Consider the following 17,569-nt stretch of genomic DNA (forward strand, 5'->3'; position numbering starts at 1 on the left):
ACCCGCAGGGGTGCTTGCACCCCAAGGGGGAAGGTTATTTGGCGGAAGAGAGCTAGGCGCCGAAGCTAGACAATAAGGAAGAAGCCGAAACGCGCTGTAGGTTAAGCTAGAAAGGGCGCACGGTGGATGCCTTGGCACTAGGAGCCGATGAAGGACGGGGCAAACGCCGAAACGCTTCGGGGAGCTGTAAGCAAGCGTTGATCCGGAGATGTCCGAATGGGGAAACCCCCTGCCCGTAATGGGGCAGGATCCATGCCTGAATCCATAGGGCATGGAGGGCACACCCGGGGAACTGAAACATCTTAGTACCCGGAGGAGAAGAAAGCAAATGCGATTCCCTGAGTAGCGGCGAGCGAAACGGGAACAGCCCAAACCAAGAGGCGTGCCTCTTGGGGTTGTAGGACCGCTCAGATGGGAGTGAGAAAGGAACGGGGTAGACGAACCGGTCTGGAACGGCCGGCCAGAGAAGGTGACAGCCCTGTAGTCGAAACTTCGTTCCCTCCCGAGCGGCTCCTGAGTACGGCGGGACACGGGAAATCCCGTCGGAAGCAGGGAGGACCATCTCCCAAGGCTAAATACTCCCTAGTGACCGATAGTGAACCAGTACCGTGAGGGAAAGGTGAAAAGCACCCCGGAAGGGGAGTGAAAGAGAACCTGAAACCGTGTGCCTACAAGTAGTCAGAGCCCGTTCATGGGTGATGGCGTGCCTTTTGTAGAATGAACCGGCGAGTGACGATGGCGTGCGAGGTTAAGCCGAAGAGGCGGAGCCGCAGCGAAAGCGAGTCTGAATAGGGCGTTTGAGTACGTCGTCGTCGACCCGAAACCAGGTGATCTACCCATGTCCAGGGTGAAGGCCGGGTAACACCGGCTGGAGGCCCGAACCCACGTACGTTGAAAAGTGCGGGGATGAGGTGTGGGTAGGGGTGAAATGCCAATCGAACTTGGAGATAGCTGGTTCTCCCCGAAATAGCTTTAGGGCTAGCCTCAAGGTGAGAGTCTTGGAGGTAGAGCACTGATTGGGCTAGGGGCCCTCATCGGGTTACCGAACCCAGTCAAACTCCGAATGCCAATGACTTATCCTTGGGAGTCAGACTACGAGTGATAAGATCCGTGGTCAAGAGGGAAACAGCCCAGATCGCCAGCTAAGGCCCCCAAGTGCACGTTCAGTGGAAAAGGATGTGGAGTTGCGAAGACAACCAGGATGTTGGCTTAGAAGCAGCCACCATTTAAAGAGTGCGTAATAGCTCACTGGTCGAGTGACTCTGCGCCGAAAATGTACCGGGGCTAAACGTGCCGCCGAAGCTGCGGGATGACCGTTGGTCATCGGTAGGGGAGCGTTCTAAGGGCATCGAAGCCAGACCGGAAGGACTGGTGGAGCGCTTAGAAGTGAGAATGCCGGTATGAGTAGCGAAAACAGAGGTGAGAATCCTCTGCGCCGAAAGCCTAAGGGTTCCTGAGGAAGGTTCGTCCGCTCAGGGTTAGTCGGGACCTAAGCCGAGGCCGAAAGGCGTAGGTGATGGACAACAGGTTGAGATTCCTGTACCACCTCCTTCCCGTTTGAGCGATGGGGGGACGCAGGAGGATAGGGTGAGCAGGCGGCTGGAAGAGCCTGTCCAAGCAGTAAGGCTGGCCAGTAGGCAAATCCGCTGGCCGTAAAGGCTGAGCTGTGATGGCGACGGATTTGATCCGGAAGTCCCTGATTCCACACTGCCAAGAAAAGCCTCTAGCGAGGGAAGAGGTGCCCGTACCGCAAACCGACACAGGTAGGCGAGGAGAGAATCCTAAGGCGCGCGGGAGAACTCTCGTTAAGGAACTCGGCAAAATGACCCCGTAACTTCGGGAGAAGGGGTGCTCTTTGGGGTGATGAGCCCCGAAGAGCCGCAGTGAAAAGGCCCAAGCGACTGTTTATCAAAAACACAGGTCTCTGCGAAGCCGAAAGGCGAAGTATAGGGGCTGACACCTGCCCGGTGCTGGAAGGTTAAGGGGAGCGCTTAGCGCAAGCGAAGGTGCGAACCGAAGCCCCAGTAAACGGCGGCCGTAACTATAACGGTCCTAAGGTAGCGAAATTCCTTGTCGGGTAAGTTCCGACCCGCACGAAAGGTGTAACGACTTGGGCACTGTCTCAACGAGAGACCCGGTGAAATTATACTACCTGTGAAGATGCAGGTTACCCGCGACAGGACGGAAAGACCCCGTGGAGCTTTACTGCAGCCTGATATGGAATTTTGGTATCGCTTGTACAGGATAGGTGGGAGCCAGGGAAGCCGGAGCGCCAGCTTCGGTGGAGGCGTCGGTGGGATACCACCCTGGCGGTATTGAAATTCTAACCCGCACCCCTTATCGGGGTGGGAGACAGTGTCAGGTGGGCAGTTTGACTGGGGCGGTCGCCTCCCAAAAGGTAACGGAGGCGCCCAAAGGTTCCCTCAGAATGGTTGGAAATCATTCGGAGAGTGCAAAGGCACAAGGGAGCTTGACTGCGAGACGGACAGGTCGAGCAGGGACGAAAGTCGGGCTTAGTGATCCGGTGGTTCCGCATGGAAGGGCCATCGCTCAACGGATAAAAGCTACCCCGGGGATAACAGGCTGATCTCCCCCAAGAGTCCACATCGACGGGGAGGTTTGGCACCTCGATGTCGGCTCATCGCATCCTGGGGCTGTAGTCGGTCCCAAGGGTTGGGCTGTTCGCCCATTAAAGCGGTACGCGAGCTGGGTTCAGAACGTCGTGAGACAGTTCGGTCCCTATCCGTCGTGGGCGTAGGAAATTTGAGAGGAGCTGTCCTTAGTACGAGAGGACCGGGATGGACGCACCGCTGGTGTACCAGTTGTCCCGCCAGGGGCACCGCTGGGTAGCTATGTGCGGAAGGGATAAGCGCTGAAAGCATCTAAGCGTGAAGCCCCCCTCAAGATGAGATTTCCCATCGCGTTAGGCGAGTAAGATCCCTCGAAGATGACGAGGTTGATAGGTCCGAGGTGGAAGCGTGGCGACACGTGGAGCTGACGGATACTAATCGATCGAGGGCTTAACCTAGAAAAGCGGAGGCCGCCCGCCTATCGGCGAGACGCGCTGGAGGGCCTGCGAGGAGGCTCGAACCAAGCAAAGCTTGGTTCTGCGTGGGTGGTGCCACAGGAGCGTATGCAATGTGTCGCCGCCACAGCAGGACCGAAGCGTCGCGAGCCGATGGCGGCCGGAGCTAGACAGTACGACAAGCGGAGGCTTCTTCCCCAAAAACGGTTATCTAGTTTTGAGGGAATGATCCCACAACTTCATATTGCCTAGTGGTGATAGCGGAGAGGAAACACCCGTTCCCATCCCGAACACGGAAGTTAAGCTCTCCAGCGCCGATGGTAGTTGGGGCCAGCGCCCCTGCAAGAGTAGGTCGCTGCTAGGCGAAAGAAACCCCTGCTGTTTCAAACAGCAGGGGTTTTTAATTTGGTTTAGCCAAAAGCTTTTGCATCAAATATTCGTTCAACAATAACGGGACTTTTTCCGCCGACACGGAAAGAAATTGAAGAATAAAAATATACGCCTTGCTGGAGTAGGAGTGAAGGAGTTCGCTCCACCATTCGGTCTCGTAACGGGAGATCATGCTTAAGTTATAGAGCAACAAGTAATGGGCGTGAATCTCTGGGAGTGTAAAAATTTTTTCTTTCTTGGTCGGGATATGGTATGTCCCGTTAAGATGAAATAAAAATGGGCCTTCTCCCACGGAAGATAGCGGCGTTGCTGTCTCAAAATAAAGAAATTCTCCTTCCTCTTTGATGAAGACAAGCTTCCTTCCTTGCCCCTCCTCTCCAATGTATTGGACAAATCGGGATAACGACATGTGATAGTGATCTAAAATTGTTTTTGGGATGGCCAGTATCGGTGGTGAAACGTTATGTACAATCGGCAAAGATAATGGCTTTTTTCGTCCGCCTAGGAAAAAAAACGTTTCATGTAGTTCACAAATCCGTTGCAACAGTGTGCCCATGCGAAACTTTTCCCCAGCTTCCTGTTTCACATGAAACATTTTTTCAGAAAAGTGAGTGAACAAACCATTTTTTTGTACTTTTACTTCGTCATCTAAAAATTCATAGCCTTGTTTTTTTCGCTTTCTCGTTGACACCCCGTGGGCTAAGACAGATGTTGACTCCGGGTAGTTGGGATCAACGGTAAGCAAGCAGGCTTTTAAAAGCTGAACCATTCCGTAAAATAAAAGAACTGGCTTGATCGACAACGGGGCCTGCTGGGCAGCGGCGTAAAAGTTTTGTCCGTGCTCCAAATAGTACAAAAACGGATAACAATTTGTATAACTGCGTTGGACTGCGTCATCGCGTTGCTGTTGCTTGTAGCATTGCTGCAAAAAGTGTTGCGCGGTATCCGCGGAACGGAAAACGGAAAGGTTGAATGCACTTTTGGTATTTCCGAACATTTTTGCCCTCCTTGTTGCTGAATTGTAGGGAAATAACTGAAAAGTAGGACATTTTTTTGATTCCTTGACAGTAGTTTAACCAGTTGTTAAGCTACTAATAATATTTCCGGACAAGGGGGAGAAAACATGTGGGAAGCGAAATTCGCGAAGGAAGGATTGACGTTTGACGATGTTCTTCTCATCCCGGCAAAATCTGACGTGCTGCCGCGCGATGTTGATGTCACGACGAGGTTAAGTGACACACTGCAGTTGAACATCCCGATTATTAGCGCTGGCATGGATACCGTCACCGAGGCCGAAATGGCGATTGCGATGGCGCGTCAAGGTGGTCTTGGTATCATCCACAAAAACATGTCCATTGAGCAGCAAGCTGAGCAAGTCGATAAAGTAAAACGGTCGGAGCGAGGGGTTATTACTGATCCGTTTTTCTTAACGCCTGATCATCAAGTGTACGATGCGGAGCATTTAATGGGCAAATACCGTATCTCAGGTGTGCCGATCGTGAACAACGCTGAGGAACAAAAGCTTGTTGGGATTATTACAAACCGCGATTTGCGTTTTATTCAAGACTACTCGATTAAAATTTCCGAGGTAATGACGAAAGAAAATTTGATCACAGCTCCGGTTGGAACAACGTTAGAGGAAGCGGAGAAAATTTTGCAACAACATAAAGTCGAAAAATTGCCGCTTGTTGATGAAAACGGGATACTAAAAGGGTTAATTACCATCAAGGACATTGAGAAGGTGATTGAGTTCCCGAACTCGGCGAAGGACGCGAAAGGACGACTTGTCGTCGGGGCGGCTGTTGGAGTGACAGCGGACACGATGATCCGTGTTAAAAAACTCGTTGAGGCAGGGGTTGACGTCATTGTCGTCGACACGGCGCACGGCCACTCCAAAGGTGTCCTCGAGACAGTGGCCAATATCCGTCGCCAGTACCCAGATTTGAACATTATCGCTGGGAATGTCGCGACAGCTGAGGCGACGCGCGACTTAATTGAAGCGGGAGCAAACATTATTAAAGTCGGGATCGGTCCGGGATCTATTTGCACGACACGGGTTGTCGCCGGGGTTGGAGTGCCGCAAATTACAGCCATTTACGATTGTGCGACGGAGGCGCGCAAACATGGCGTTCCGATTATCGCTGACGGCGGGATCAAATATTCCGGCGACATCGTGAAGGCGATGGCGGCTGGAGCGCATGCTGTTATGCTTGGTAGTTTGCTCGCCGGCGTCTCAGAAAGCCCAGGTGAGACGGAAATTTATCAAGGACGTCGCTTTAAAGTGTACCGGGGTATGGGATCGGTCGCGTCAATGGAGCGAGGCAGCAAGGATCGCTATTTCCAAGAGGAAGCGAAAAAGTTTGTCCCGGAAGGCATCGAGGGACGCGTGCCATACAAAGGACCGCTCGCCGATACGATTTACCAGCTCGTCGGCGGACTGCGTGCTGGTATGGGCTACTGCGGAACGCGGAACTTGGACGAGTTGCGGGAGAAAACACAATTTATCCGCATGACGGGCGCAGGACTCCGTGAAAGCCATCCGCACGATGTACAAATTACGAAAGAGGCGCCAAACTACTCTGCGTTTTAAGCGAGGTTGCGCCAATCGACCTAACTTTGACGGAGACATGTTCTCCGTCTATTTTTTTGGCTGTCCATATGTTACAATAACGGTTGTGTAAGGAGGGTGCGACGTGGAGACAAAGAAACGAAACTGGTTTGTTTGGCTACTATCAATTTGTCTTTGTTTGACGCTATGGCCGTTCCAAGCAACGGTGAAAGCGGAGAGCGCGCCGCTTGATATTCGGGCCGATGCCGCTATTTTAGTGGACGCGCAAACAGGAAGAATTTTGTACGAAAAAAATATTGATGCGGTGCTTGGCATTGCCAGTATGACGAAAATGATGACTGAATACTTGCTCCTTGACGCTATTAAAGCGAAGCGCGTCAAATGGGATCAAACGTATACGCCAAGCGATTACGTGTACCGGCTGTCGCAAGACCGATCGCTGTCGAACGTCCCTCTGCGCAAGGACGGGCAATATACGGTTCGTGAGCTGTACGAGGCGATGGCCATTTATTCAGCGAATGCAGCAACGGTCGCGATTGCCGAAATCATTGCCGGATCAGAGAAAAATTTTGTGCGAATGATGAATGAAAAGGGGAAAGAGCTTGGGCTCAAAGACTATAAATTTGTCAATTCAACCGGGTTAAGCAACAGTGACTTAAAGGGATTCCATCCACAAGGAACAAGCCAAGACGAGGAAAACGTCATGTCCGCACGGGCGATGGCGACCCTTGCCTACCGGCTGCTGAAAGATCACCCAGAAGTGCTGGAAACAGCGAGCATTCCAAAGAAACTGTTCCGCGAAGGAACGGATGATGAAATTCGAATGGACAACTGGAACTGGATGTTGCCAGGGCTAGGGCTTGTGTACGGATATGAAGGGGTAGACGGATTAAAAACTGGCTATACTGAATTTGCCGGCTATTGCTTCACTGGAACGGCGAAACGAAACGGTGTCCGCCTTATTTCTGTCGTTATGAACGCGAAAAATGCGAGCGGAAAAACGACGAAAGAGGCGCGCTTCGAGGAGACGAAAAAGCTATTTAACTATGGATTCAATCAATACTCGCTCCAAACGCTTTATCCGAAGGGATATCAGCTGAAAGGAAAAGAGAAGCTTCCAGTCGCGAAAGGGAAAGAAAAAGAGGTTCGTGTCAAGACAGGTAAAAAACTGTCGCTGTTAGTCAGAAACGGCGAGGAAAAACAATACAAGCCGGTATATGTATTGGACAAGAAAAAAATGACAAATGAAGGAAAGCTGATTGCTCCGTTGAAAAAGGGAGAGACAGTCGGGTATATGACGCTCGAATATAAAGGAGACGACTCTCTCGCCTTTTTAAGCCCGGACATGCAAAAAAACATCCGGGTGCCGCTTGTTACGACAGTCGAGGTAGAAAAAGCAAACTGGTTTGTGCTCTCAATGCGTGCGATCGGTGGGCTGTTTGCCGACTTATGGACGAGCGCGGTCAAAGCGGTGAAAGGTTGGCTGTAAAATGACTCCCCTGCCAGGGGAGCTTTTTTCCATTGTGATTTTTGTAAAAATTGAGTTAAAATAAAACAGTATAAATCATCCTTTTGCGCATATGGCAAAGCATAACGATAGGAATAGGGGGAATCAACGGTGGCATTGACAGGTACGGATCGCGTCAAACGAGGGATGGCGGAAATGCAAAAAGGCGGCGTAATTATGGACGTCGTAAATGCGGAACAAGCAAAAATTGCGGAGGCGGCAGGAGCTGTCGCGGTTATGGCGCTCGAGCGTGTCCCGGCAGACATTCGTGCTGCTGGCGGTGTCGCGCGCATGGCAGACCCGACGGTGGTCGAAGAAGTGATGAACGCTGTGTCGATCCCGGTCATGGCGAAAGTGCGCATCGGTCATTATGTGGAAGCGCGCGTCCTTGAGGCGCTTGGCGTTGACTATATCGATGAAAGTGAAGTATTGACGCCGGCTGATGAGGAATTCCATATCGATAAACGGCAGTTTACGGTTCCGTTTGTATGCGGTTGTCGCGATTTGGGGGAGGCTGCCCGCCGCATTGCTGAAGGGGCATCAATGCTACGGACAAAAGGGGAGCCGGGGACAGGCAACATTGTTGAAGCGGTGCGCCATATGCGCAAGGTCAACGCGCAAATCCGTAAAGTTGTTAGCATGAGCGAAGACGAACTTGTCGCTGAGGCGAAACAGCTTGGGGCTCCGGTCGAAGTGTTGCGCGAAATTAAACGAATTGGTCGCCTCCCGGTCGTCAACTTCGCTGCTGGCGGTGTCGCGACACCGGCTGACGCTGCTCTCATGATGCACTTAGGCGCAGACGGTGTCTTTGTCGGGTCGGGCATTTTCAAATCGGAAAACCCAGAAAAATATGCGCGTGCGATTGTTGAAGCGACAACTCATTACGAAGACTATGAGCTGATCGCCCACTTGTCCAAAGGGCTGGGTGGTGCGATGCGCGGCATCGATGTCGCGACATTGTTGCCAGAGCACCGCATGCAAGAACGTGGCTGGTAAGCTAGGCAAAGGAGCAAAGGAACGATGAAAATAGGTGTACTCGGACTGCAAGGAGCCGTGCAAGAACATGTCCGCGCCATTGAGGCGTGCGGCGCCGAGGCGGTTGTCGTGAAAAAGACAGAGCAGCTCACTGGACTCGACGGACTCGTGTTGCCGGGCGGCGAAAGCACAACGATGCGTCGTCTCATCGATCGGTATGGACTTATGGAACCGCTGAAGCAATTTGCTGCTGACGGCAAACCGATGTTCGGTACGTGCGCCGGGCTCATTTTGCTGGCGAAACGAATCGTCGGCTACGATGAGCCCCATCTAGGTTTGATGGACATTACGGTTGAACGAAACTCGTTCGGCCGGCAACGGGAAAGCTTTGAAGCTGAGCTGTCGATCAAAGGGGTCGGCGATGGGTTTGTCGGCGTTTTTATCCGCGCACCGCACATCGTTGAGGTCGGGGACGAGGTCGAAGTCCTCGCGACATACAATGACCGCATTGTCGCGGCTCGACAAGGCCAGTTTCTTGGTTGCTCGTTCCACCCTGAGTTGACTGATGACCATCGGTTAATGCGATATTTCTTAAATATGGTGAAGGAAGCAAAAACGGTATCAAGCATTTAATCAATGGGAAAGCGATGAGAGGAACTAGTAGCAGGCGTCCGTCCTTTCAGAGAGCCGGTGGGTGGTGTGAACCGGTAGGAGGAGCCTGTGAATCCATCCTCGAGCAAAGCGCTGAACGCTCAAGCGGCCAGTAGGCGTTTTCGGCAGCCGCCGTTACCGGCATAAAAGTGGAAGGCATGGTGGCCTTCAATAAGGGTGGCACCGCGGGAACGCTCCCGTCCCTTTTTGGGACGGGAGCATTTTTATGTATAATAAATGGTGGATAAGGAGGTAAAGCGAATGCTGGATGTGAAATTACTACGCACCCAATTTCAAGAGGTGAAAGAAAAACTGCTGCAGCGCGGCGACGACTTGGCCAACATCGACCGGTTTGAGCAGCTTGATAAAGAGCGTCGTCGTTTGATCGCTCAGGTGGAGGAGTTAAAAAGCAAGCGCAATGAGGTGTCGCAACAAATTGCTGTCTTAAAGCGTGAAAAAAAGGACGCCGAGTCGTTGATCGCCGAAATGCGCGAAGTCGGCGACCGCATTAAACAAATGGACGAGCAAATTCGCCAACTTGAAGAAGAGCTCGACAGCCTTCTGTTATCGATTCCGAATGTACCGCATGAGTCAGTGCCAGTCGGCCAGTCGGAAGAAGATAATGTCGAAGTGCGAAGATGGGGGGAACCGCGTTCGTTCTCGTTCGAACCGAAGCCACATTGGGACATTGCTGACCAACTCGGTTTGCTCGATTTTGAGCGGGCCGCCAAAGTGGCAGGAAGTCGGTTTGTGTTTTACAAAGGACTAGGGGCTCGTCTTGAGCGGGCATTAATCAACTTTATGCTCGACATCCATCTCGATGAATTTGGCTATCAAGAGGTGTTGCCGCCATACTTAGTGAACCGGGCGAGCATGATCGGAACAGGGCAATTGCCAAAATTTGCGGAAGACGCGTTCCACTTGGACAATGAAGACTATTTTCTCATTCCAACAGCGGAAGTGCCTGTGACGAATTTGCATCGCGATGAAATTTTAACGGCTGATGACTTGCCGCTTTACTATGCGGCTTACAGCGCGTGCTTCCGCGCCGAAGCTGGCTCGGCTGGCCGTGACACGCGGGGGCTCATCCGCCAGCACCAATTCAATAAAGTGGAGCTCGTCAAGTTCGTCAAGCCGGAGGATTCATATGACGAGTTGGAAAAATTGACGCACCAAGCCGAAACGATCCTGCAACGGCTCGGGCTTCCGTATCGCGTCGTAGCCTTGTGTACAGGAGATCTGGGATTTTCAGCGGCGAAGACGTATGATATTGAGGTGTGGCTGCCAAGCTATGGAACGTATCGGGAAATTTCGTCGTGCAGCAACTTTGAGGCGTTCCAGGCGCGCCGAGCTAATATCCGCTTCCGTCGCGAGCCGAAAGCAAAGCCAGAATATGTGCATACGCTAAACGGTTCGGGGCTAGCCATCGGCCGCACGGTTGCTGCCATTTTGGAAAACTACCAACAAGAAGACGGATCGGTCGTCATCCCGGAAGCGCTCCGTCCATATATGGGGAATCGGGATGTCATTCGCTAAACAAAAGGCACGTTTTCCTAGATAAATCGTTGGTTGACTTTTCCCGGTAACCATGTTATATTGAATGACGTTGGCAACGAGGATAAAGGGATGGCGGATGCCAATTTCTTGTTCTCAGCCACGGCGATAACGAACAATACTGACGCGCATAAGAGGAGATTGCTAGCCGAAACGGCTGACCAAGGGTGCCGTTTCCAGCCATAAAAAAACCCGCCGATCGAAGGCGGGTTTTTTTATTGTTTTTGGCCTTGGTGTTTTTATTTTTTCACCACCGTGAATTGATCGTTGATCAGCAGCCAATTTTGCGGGAAGTCAAGGCCAAGCTTCCAGTAACTTACTCCACGCAAACCAAGTTCCTTAACTAAATTAAATTTCGCTTGGATGGAACGGGCATCTTCAAACCATACTTCATGTTCACGGCCATTCTCATCGCGGTAGCGGAAATGCGGCGCCTGCGCCTCGACATCGTATTCGATAGCAACGTTATACTTTGCGGCGAGAGCGATGGCTTGTTGCGGGCTAATGGCTCGTGCGTACGGGCCACCCGGTACATACGGCAACGTCCAGTCATAGCCATACAAGTTTTGTCCCATTAAAATTTTTCCTGCCGGCATTTCCGAAAGGGCGTACTCGAGAACGCGTCGAACCGGTCCGATCGGAGAAACAGGCATCGGCGGTCCACCGCTGTAGCCCCATTCGTACGTCATAATGACGACAAAATCGACAATTTGACCGTGGGCGCGGTAGTCGTGCGCCTCGTACCAACGCCCGCGCTGAGTTGCACTCGTTTTCGGCGCCAAAGCGGTCGATATCAACCATCCTTCTCGTTCAAATCGGCGTTTCGCCTTGCGTAAAAAGGCGTTGTATGCCTCGCGGTCTTCCGGGCGCAAATATTCAAAATCGAAATGAATGTCGCGGAAACCGTATTGCCTCGCGGTCGCGACAATGTTGTCAAGCAAGCGGTTTTGCAGCGTTTCATTGGTTAAAATGAGCGCACCGAGCTCATCGCTGAACTGTCCGTTTTCAATGTTGGCGACAACCATGACAAGCGTGACGCGGTTGGCGCGGGCGATGGCAGGAAAATCATCAAGCGGCGGTCCTTGCAGTGTCGCGTCGCGCCGGATGGAAAAATAAAAGGGGCTTAAATAGGTCAAATACGGAGCGGCCTCACGGGCGCTTGCTTCCAGTGCCGGGCTGACGGTCGTTCCACGCGGTTCGATATATGCGTTAAACTCTGCCCTCCGCTTAGCGCCGGGCGGGATGTAAAGCCGCTGGCCGACCCGCAGAGGGGCGTTTAAGGAGAGGCGGTTCACCTCTGCGAGACGTTGCATCGGAAGTGAAAATCGGCGTGCAATCGACCATAAACTGTCGCCGCGTTGCACCCAATAAAAACGGCCGACGATCGGGATCACGAGCGTCTGGCCGACAACAAGTTCATCAGGATTTGGAAGTTTGTTGGCCCGGACAATTTCCTCAACGGTCGTTCCGTATGCCTCAGCGATCCCGCTCAACGTTTGTCCGCTCTGTATGACATGGATTTGCATACTTGACCTCCTAGTTGCGTCTTTATTCTCCATATTTTATGATGGAAAGAGAAGAGAAATGACCGTTTGCACGAAGGGGTATATGATGAACAACGATGAGTATTACATGAGGTTAGCGATTGAAGAAGCAAAGAAAGCCGAGCAAATCGGTGAAGTGCCGATTGGTGCCGTCATCGTTCAAGACGGACGCGTCATCGCCCGCGCCCATAATTTGCGGGAAACGGAGCAGCGTGCCATTGCCCATGCGGAAATTTTAGCGATTGATGAAGCGTGCCAGGCAACTGGTTCATGGCGGCTCGAACGAGCGACGTTGTATGTGACGCTTGAACCATGCGCCATGTGCGCGGGGGCCATCGTCCTTTCTCGCATTGAGCGGGTTGTGTTTGGTGCCAGTGACCCAAAAGGGGGATGCGCCGGGACGTTGATGAATTTGTTGCAAGAGAGCCGTTTTAACCATCAAGCCGACGTCACTAGCGGTGTGTTGGCTAGCGAGTGTGGATCGTTGCTAAGCGATTTTTTTCGCCGATTGCGTGAACGAAAGAAAAATGTTGGTGGAAGTTCCAACTAAAAATCCGCCTATTTACATTGCATTTTTTCCACAAACGAGATATACTGATAGTGCCGTGCTAAGCGGGGAGGTAGCGGTGCCCTGTACTCGCAATCCGCTCTAGCGAGGCTGAATCCCTTCTCGAGGTTAGTCTGTTGTGAGGTCTGTCTCAAGCAAGTGGTGTTGACGTCTGGGTCCCGCGCAATGGGATTCCGTGAACCCTGTCAGGTCCGGAAGGAAGCAGCAGTAAGCGGATGCTCCCATGTGCCGCGGGGGTGCCTGGGCTGAGCTAACTACTTGAGCAACGCTCGGGGCAGCTAATCGACAGAAGGTGCACGGCCTTACATAGGTGAAACAAAACCCACTCGTAATGAGTGGGTTTTTTATTATTTTAAATTGAAACGAGAAGTTATATAATAAATAGGATGAGAGGAAGAGGAGGGCCGTTTCCCGTGGCATACCAAGCGTTATACCGTGTTTTCCGGCCGCAGCGTTTTGCCGACATGGTCGGCCAAGAACACGTAACGAAAACATTGCAAAGCGCCCTGCTTCAACATAAAATATCGCATGCTTACTTATTTTCCGGTCCACGTGGGACGGGAAAAACGAGTGCGGCGAAAATTTTCGCCAAGGCGGTCAATTGTGAACATGCTCCGGCGGCCGAGCCGTGCAATGAATGTCCCGTTTGTCTCGGCATTACGAACGGAACGGTTCCCGATGTGTTGGAAATTGACGCCGCTTCCAACAACCGTGTCGATGAAATTCGCGACATCCGCGAGAAAGTAAAGTTTGCACCGACTTCGGTCCGCTATAAAGTGTACATTATTGATGAAGTACACATGCTATCGATCGGCGCGTTTAACGCACTGCTGAAAACGTTAGAAGAGCCGCCGAAACACGTCATTTTCATTTTGGCCACGACCGAGCCGCATAAAATTCCGGCAACAATTATTTCCCGTTGTCAACGGTTCGACTTTCGCCGCATTCCGCTATCGGCCATCGTTTCCCGGCTGAAATACGTAGCGAATGCCCAAGGTGTGGAAGCATCTGATGAGGCGCTGTCAGCCATTGCCCGTGCCGCCGATGGGGGGATGCGCGATGCGCTCAGTTTACTTGATCAAGCGATTTCGTTTAGCAATGGGAAGCTTGAGGTCGACGATGTGCTGTCGATGACGGGGGCGGCGTCATTTGCTGCATTAGCCGACTTCATTGGAGCTATCTACCGCAAAGATACAGCTGCGGTTCTTCAGCAGTTCGAAACAATGATGGCTCAGGGGAAAGACCCCAATCGTTTGGTGGAAGATTTAATTTTATATTGTCGCGACTTGCTGCTCTACAAAACCGCCCCTCATGTGGAAGGAGCCATTCAAATTGCAGTCGTCGATGAGGCGTTTATCTCGCTTTCGGAAACGATTCCTCTTTCTGATTTATACGGAGCGATTGAGCTGTTGAACAAAAGTCAGCAAGAGATGAAATGGACGAACCACCCACGTCTCCTTTTGGAAGTAGCGCTCGTTAGGCTTTGCCATCAGCCGGCTGCCGCGCCGTCGTTATCCGCTTCCGAGCTGGAGCCGTTAGTGAAGCGGATTGAGACGTTAGAAGCCGAACTGCGCCGTCTGAAGGAACAACCGTCCGCTTCCCCATCGGCCGCCGCTCCGGCGAAAAAAACGACGAAAGTGGCGAAAACCGGGGGATATAAAGCGCCAGTTGGCCGCATTCATGAACTGTTGAAGCAAGCGACGCACGAAGATTTAGCCTTAATTAAAGGCCGCTGGGCGGACGTACTTGATACGTTGAAACGGCAGCATAAAGTGTCGCACGCCGCCTTGCTTCAAGAGAGCGAGCCGGTTGCAGCAAGCGCCTCGGCATTTGTGTTAAAGTTTAAGTATGAAATCCACTGCAAAATGGCGACGGATCCGGCGAGCTCAGTGAAAGAAAATGTTGAGGCGATTTTGTTCGAAATGACGAATCGGCGATTTGAAATGGTCGCCATTCCGGAAGAAGAATGGGGAAAAATAAGGGAAGATTTTATCCGTAACAAAGAGGCTAAAGCAGAAAAAAGTGAGGAAGAACCGTTGATTGCCGAGGCGAAACGGCTGTTTGGTGAAGAACTGATCGAAATTAAAGAATAAACGATTGAAGGAGGATTCCAAAATGATGCGTGGCGGAATGGGAAATATGCAAAAAATGTTAAAGCAAATGCAGAAAATGCAAAAAGAAATGCAAAAGGCACAAGAAGAGTTAGCGGAAAAAACAGTAGAAGGGACGGCTGGGGGAGGTATGGTGACAGTCGTCGCCAATGGCCATAAACAAATTTTGGAGGTCAAAATTAAGGAAGAAGTGGTAGACCCTGATGATATTGAAATGTTACAAGATTTAATTTTAGCGGCAACAAACGATGCACTAAAAAAAGTGGATGAACTAGCTAACGACATGATGGGGCAGTTTACCAAAGGGTTAAACATTCCAGGACTGTTCTAGGGGGAAACCATGCATTATCCAGAGCCAATATCGAAGTTAATTGACAGTTTTATGAAACTGCCCGGGATTGGTCCAAAAACGGCCGCCCGTCTTGCGTTCCATGTGCTGGCAATGAAAGAAGATACCGTGCTCGAGTTTGCCAAAGCGCTGGTCGATGTGAAGCGTCATATTCATTATTGTACGATTTGCGGACATATTACAGATACAGACCCTTGTTACATCTGCAAAGATGAACGGCGCGATCGGACGATGATTTGCGTCGTCCAAGACCCAAAAGATGTCATCGCTATGGAGAAGATGAAGGAATATAACGGTCTATATCATGTGTTGCATGGAGCCATCTCCCCGATGGAAGGGATCGGACCGGAAGACATTAAAATTGCGGAACTGCTAGCGAGATTGCAGGACGAAACGATCCAAGAAGTGATTTTAGCGACCGACCCAAACATTGAAGGGGAGGCGACGGCCATGTATTTATCGCGTCTGTTAAAACCAACAGGGATCAAAATTACCCGCATCGCCCATGGGTTGCCAGTTGGTGGTGATTTGGAATATGCGGACGAAGTGACGTTATCAAAAGCGTTGGAAGGACGCCGCGAGCTGTAGAGAGAAAGAAGGTGGGGATCGGTTTGTTATGGCGGCGGAAGGGGAAACTAAAGAGACAATTTGATGAAAAGCTAATCGCTGAGCTACAAAAAGCAAGAACCGAGTGGTTCGAACAAAAACAACTTATCGAAAAAAGTGTTGACCCATCGCTGGAGGTGCTAAGCGCGCTGCAACTTGCGGAGGCAAAATATTTTTTTCTCCTCCGGGAAGCGAAGCATCGCCGCGTCACATTGAAGGAAGTGCGTTAACTTCCTTATTTTTTTGTTCTTTTTTCCCCCGTGTTTCATACGTTTGTAGTACAAGCGTACAAAAAGGGGGTTCAACCATTGGAACCAAAAGTTGTCATTAGCGTACTACTAGCGCTCATTACCGTGCTCCTTATCGTCGGTGCTCGTTTTAAGGCGCTTCGCTTTTTCGGCTATGCCGCCATCCGTCTGATCGTAGGCGCACTAGCGCTGTTTGTCATCAATGCCATTGGCGGACATTTTAGCATTCATATTCCGATTAACTTTATCACCTCACTCGTTTGTGGATTTCTTGGCATCCCAGGGGCTGCGGCATTAATTGTAATCGACCAATATATTTTGTAAGGATCCGTTTAGCTAAAATAGAATTGAGAAGGCATCGTCTAGCCAAAATGCCTTTTCATTTTTTTTGTTAAAAACTATTGACTTTTACATAGATATCAAGTATATTAATAAACGTCGCTGATAAAAATAAAAAACATATTGACAGCGAAATGAATGGTGAGTATAATAATAAAAGTGTGCAACACCAATTCTAAAGTTCCTTGAAAACTAAACAAAACACAAGCGTCATAAGAAAAGCTGAGGTCGCTTGCTTATCGGCGAAACGCGCTGAGAGGCCCGCGAGGAGGCTGTTGCCGCCGCAGCGGGACACGAAGCGTCGCGAGCCGATAGCGGCCGAAGCTAGACAATCCGAAAAGCTGAGGCTCACAGTACTTTGGTGCTGGAGCTGAAGTGCAAGCCAATCAACTTTCTTTTGGAGAGTTTGATCCTGGCTCAGGACGAACGCTGGCGGCGTGCCTAATACATGCAAGTCGAGCGGACCGAACGAGAGCTTGCTCTTGTTTGGTCAGCGGCGGACGGGTGAGTAACACGTGGGCAACCTGCCCGCAAGACCGGGATAACTCCGGGAAACCGGAGCTAATACCGGATAACACCAAAGACCGCATGGTCTTTGGTTGAAAGGCGGCTTCGGCTGTCACTTGCGGATGGGCCCGCGGCGCATTAGCTAGTTGGTGAGGTAACGGCTCACCAAGGCGACGATGCGTAGCCGGCCTGAGAGGGTGACCGGCCACACTGGGACTGAGACACGGCCCAGACTCCTACGGGAGGCAGCAGTAGGGAATCTTCCGCAATGGACGAAAGTCTGACGGAGCGACGCCGCGTGAGCGAAGAAGGCCTTCGGGTCGTAAAGCTCTGTTGTGAGGGACGAAGGAGCGCCGTTTGAATAAGGCGGCGCGGTGACGGTACCTCACGAGAAAGCCCCGGCTAACTACGTGCCAGCAGCCGCGGTAATACGTAGGGGGCGAGCGTTGTCCGGAATTATTGGGCGTAAAGCGCGCGCAGGCGGTCCTTTAAGTCTGATGTGAAAGCCCACGGCTCAACCGTGGAGGGTCATTGGAAACTGGGGGACTTGAGTGCAGGAGAGGAGAGCGGAATTCCACGTGTAGCGGTGAAATGCGTAGAGATGTGGAGGAACACCAGTGGCGAAG

Annotated in this window: 13 protein-coding genes, 3 rRNA genes, 1 other RNA gene and 1 other annotated feature (1 of these 18 running past the window's edge); of the genes, 15 read left to right on the forward strand and 2 right to left on the reverse strand. The window is 51.4% G+C overall.

All coding sequences use genetic code 11. The annotated features are described in order from the left end of the window. The first annotated feature begins 99 nt into the window (after window positions 1-99). Together NSQ22_RS00055 and rrf are read left to right on the forward strand one after the other, a co-directional pair. Window positions 100-3,028: ribosomal RNA gene (locus tag NSQ22_RS00055) — 23S ribosomal RNA — on the forward strand. Window positions 3,029-3,272: 244 nt separating this feature from the next. Next, a 5S ribosomal RNA gene (gene rrf / locus NSQ22_RS00060) occupies window positions 3,273-3,389 on the forward strand. Window positions 3,390-3,425: 36 nt separating this feature from the next. Here rrf and NSQ22_RS00065 read toward each other — a convergent pair. Then, window positions 3,426-4,412, reverse strand: coding sequence for a YaaC family protein (locus tag NSQ22_RS00065; RefSeq protein ID WP_008882090.1), 987 nt, complete (start codon window positions 4,410-4,412; stop codon window positions 3,426-3,428). 126 nt (window positions 4,413-4,538) lie between these two features. Between NSQ22_RS00065 and guaB the strand changes: the two genes are divergently transcribed. The 5 genes from guaB (at window position 4,539) to serS (ending at window position 10,653) form a co-directional block, all read left to right on the forward strand. Further along, a complete protein-coding gene (guaB, locus tag NSQ22_RS00070) occupies window positions 4,539-6,005 on the forward strand; it encodes an IMP dehydrogenase (protein ID WP_008882089.1) in 1,467 nt (488 codons plus the stop codon). Window positions 6,006-6,108: 103 nt separating this feature from the next. Continuing rightward, window positions 6,109-7,473, forward strand: coding sequence for a serine hydrolase (locus tag NSQ22_RS00075; RefSeq protein ID WP_087959808.1), 1,365 nt, complete (start codon window positions 6,109-6,111; stop codon window positions 7,471-7,473). A gap of 129 nt (window positions 7,474-7,602) precedes the next feature. Further along, the gene (gene pdxS / locus NSQ22_RS00080; protein ID WP_008882087.1) at window positions 7,603-8,487 is read left to right on the forward strand and encodes a pyridoxal 5'-phosphate synthase lyase subunit PdxS; all 885 of its coding nucleotides are present in this window, start codon (window positions 7,603-7,605) and stop codon (window positions 8,485-8,487) included. A gap of 24 nt (window positions 8,488-8,511) precedes the next feature. Beyond that, the gene (gene pdxT / locus NSQ22_RS00085; protein WP_008882086.1) at window positions 8,512-9,099 is read left to right on the forward strand and encodes a pyridoxal 5'-phosphate synthase glutaminase subunit PdxT; all 588 of its coding nucleotides are present in this window, start codon (window positions 8,512-8,514) and stop codon (window positions 9,097-9,099) included. Window positions 9,100-9,104: 5 nt separating this feature from the next. Next, window positions 9,105-9,325, forward strand: a binding site (T-box leader). Window positions 9,326-9,378: 53 nt separating this feature from the next. Continuing rightward, window positions 9,379-10,653, forward strand: coding sequence for a serine--tRNA ligase (gene serS, locus NSQ22_RS00090; RefSeq protein WP_008882085.1), 1,275 nt, complete (start codon window positions 9,379-9,381; stop codon window positions 10,651-10,653). Window positions 10,654-10,910: 257 nt separating this feature from the next. Here the strand turns inward: serS and NSQ22_RS00095 are convergent, their stop codons facing one another. Beyond that, a complete protein-coding gene (locus tag NSQ22_RS00095) occupies window positions 10,911-12,197 on the reverse strand; it encodes a glycoside hydrolase family 18 protein (RefSeq protein WP_008882091.1) in 1,287 nt (428 codons plus the stop codon). An 85-nt stretch (window positions 12,198-12,282) separates the two neighbouring features. On the opposite strand from NSQ22_RS00095, the gene tadA reads away from it, so the two are divergent. The 8 genes from tadA to NSQ22_RS00135 form a co-directional block, all read left to right on the forward strand. Beyond that, a complete protein-coding gene (tadA, locus tag NSQ22_RS00100) occupies window positions 12,283-12,765 on the forward strand; it encodes a tRNA adenosine(34) deaminase TadA (RefSeq protein ID WP_029761871.1) in 483 nt (160 codons plus the stop codon). Window positions 12,766-12,818: 53 nt separating this feature from the next. Continuing rightward, an RNA gene (gene ffs, locus NSQ22_RS00105) (signal recognition particle sRNA large type) lies at window positions 12,819-13,083 on the forward strand. A 113-nt stretch (window positions 13,084-13,196) separates the two neighbouring features. Further along, a complete protein-coding gene (gene dnaX, locus NSQ22_RS00110) occupies window positions 13,197-14,876 on the forward strand; it encodes a DNA polymerase III subunit gamma/tau (protein ID WP_011886597.1) in 1,680 nt (559 codons plus the stop codon). Window positions 14,877-14,898: 22 nt separating this feature from the next. Beyond that, window positions 14,899-15,225: a YbaB/EbfC family nucleoid-associated protein gene (locus NSQ22_RS00115; RefSeq protein WP_008882094.1), complete on the forward strand. Its 327-nt coding sequence runs from the start codon at window positions 14,899-14,901 to the stop codon at window positions 15,223-15,225. Window positions 15,226-15,234: 9 nt separating this feature from the next. Further along, entirely contained in the window at window positions 15,235-15,831 is a 597-nt protein-coding gene (gene recR, locus NSQ22_RS00120; protein WP_008882095.1) for a recombination mediator RecR, read from the forward strand. 23 nt (window positions 15,832-15,854) lie between these two features. Continuing rightward, on the forward strand, window positions 15,855-16,079 hold the full coding sequence (locus NSQ22_RS00125) for a YaaL family protein (RefSeq protein ID WP_008882096.1): 225 nt from the start codon (window positions 15,855-15,857) through the stop codon (window positions 16,077-16,079). A 78-nt stretch (window positions 16,080-16,157) separates the two neighbouring features. Then, entirely contained in the window at window positions 16,158-16,421 is a 264-nt protein-coding gene (locus NSQ22_RS00130) for a pro-sigmaK processing inhibitor BofA family protein (RefSeq protein ID WP_008882097.1), read from the forward strand. A gap of 409 nt (window positions 16,422-16,830) precedes the next feature. Next, a 16S ribosomal RNA gene (locus tag NSQ22_RS00135) occupies window positions 16,831-17,569 on the forward strand; it runs 818 nt beyond the window's last position.

The organism is Geobacillus sp. FSL K6-3411 (assembly GCF_037965715.1).
GTDB classification, from domain to species: Bacteria; Bacillota; Bacilli; order Bacillales; family Anoxybacillaceae; genus Geobacillus; species Geobacillus thermodenitrificans.

What these genes read in the sequence shown, in the direction of transcription:
- tadA (WP_029761871.1), top strand. Translation starts at nt 12,283, where the DNA reads ATGAACAACGATGAGTATTACATGAGGTTAGCGATTGAAGAAGCAAAG.
- pdxT (WP_008882086.1), top strand. Translation starts at nt 8,512, where the DNA reads ATGAAAATAGGTGTACTCGGACTGCAAGGAGCCGTGCAAGAACATGTC.
- NSQ22_RS00065 (WP_008882090.1), bottom strand. Translation starts at nt 4,412, where the DNA reads ATGTTCGGAAATACCAAAAGTGCATTCAACCTTTCCGTTTTCCGTTCC.
- NSQ22_RS00115 (WP_008882094.1), top strand. Translation starts at nt 14,899, where the DNA reads ATGATGCGTGGCGGAATGGGAAATATGCAAAAAATGTTAAAGCAAATG.
- serS (WP_008882085.1), top strand. Translation starts at nt 9,379, where the DNA reads ATGCTGGATGTGAAATTACTACGCACCCAATTTCAAGAGGTGAAAGAA.
- recR (WP_008882095.1), top strand. Translation starts at nt 15,235, where the DNA reads ATGCATTATCCAGAGCCAATATCGAAGTTAATTGACAGTTTTATGAAA.
- NSQ22_RS00095 (WP_008882091.1), bottom strand. Translation starts at nt 12,197, where the DNA reads ATGCAAATCCATGTCATACAGAGCGGACAAACGTTGAGCGGGATCGCT.
- guaB (WP_008882089.1), top strand. Translation starts at nt 4,539, where the DNA reads ATGTGGGAAGCGAAATTCGCGAAGGAAGGATTGACGTTTGACGATGTT.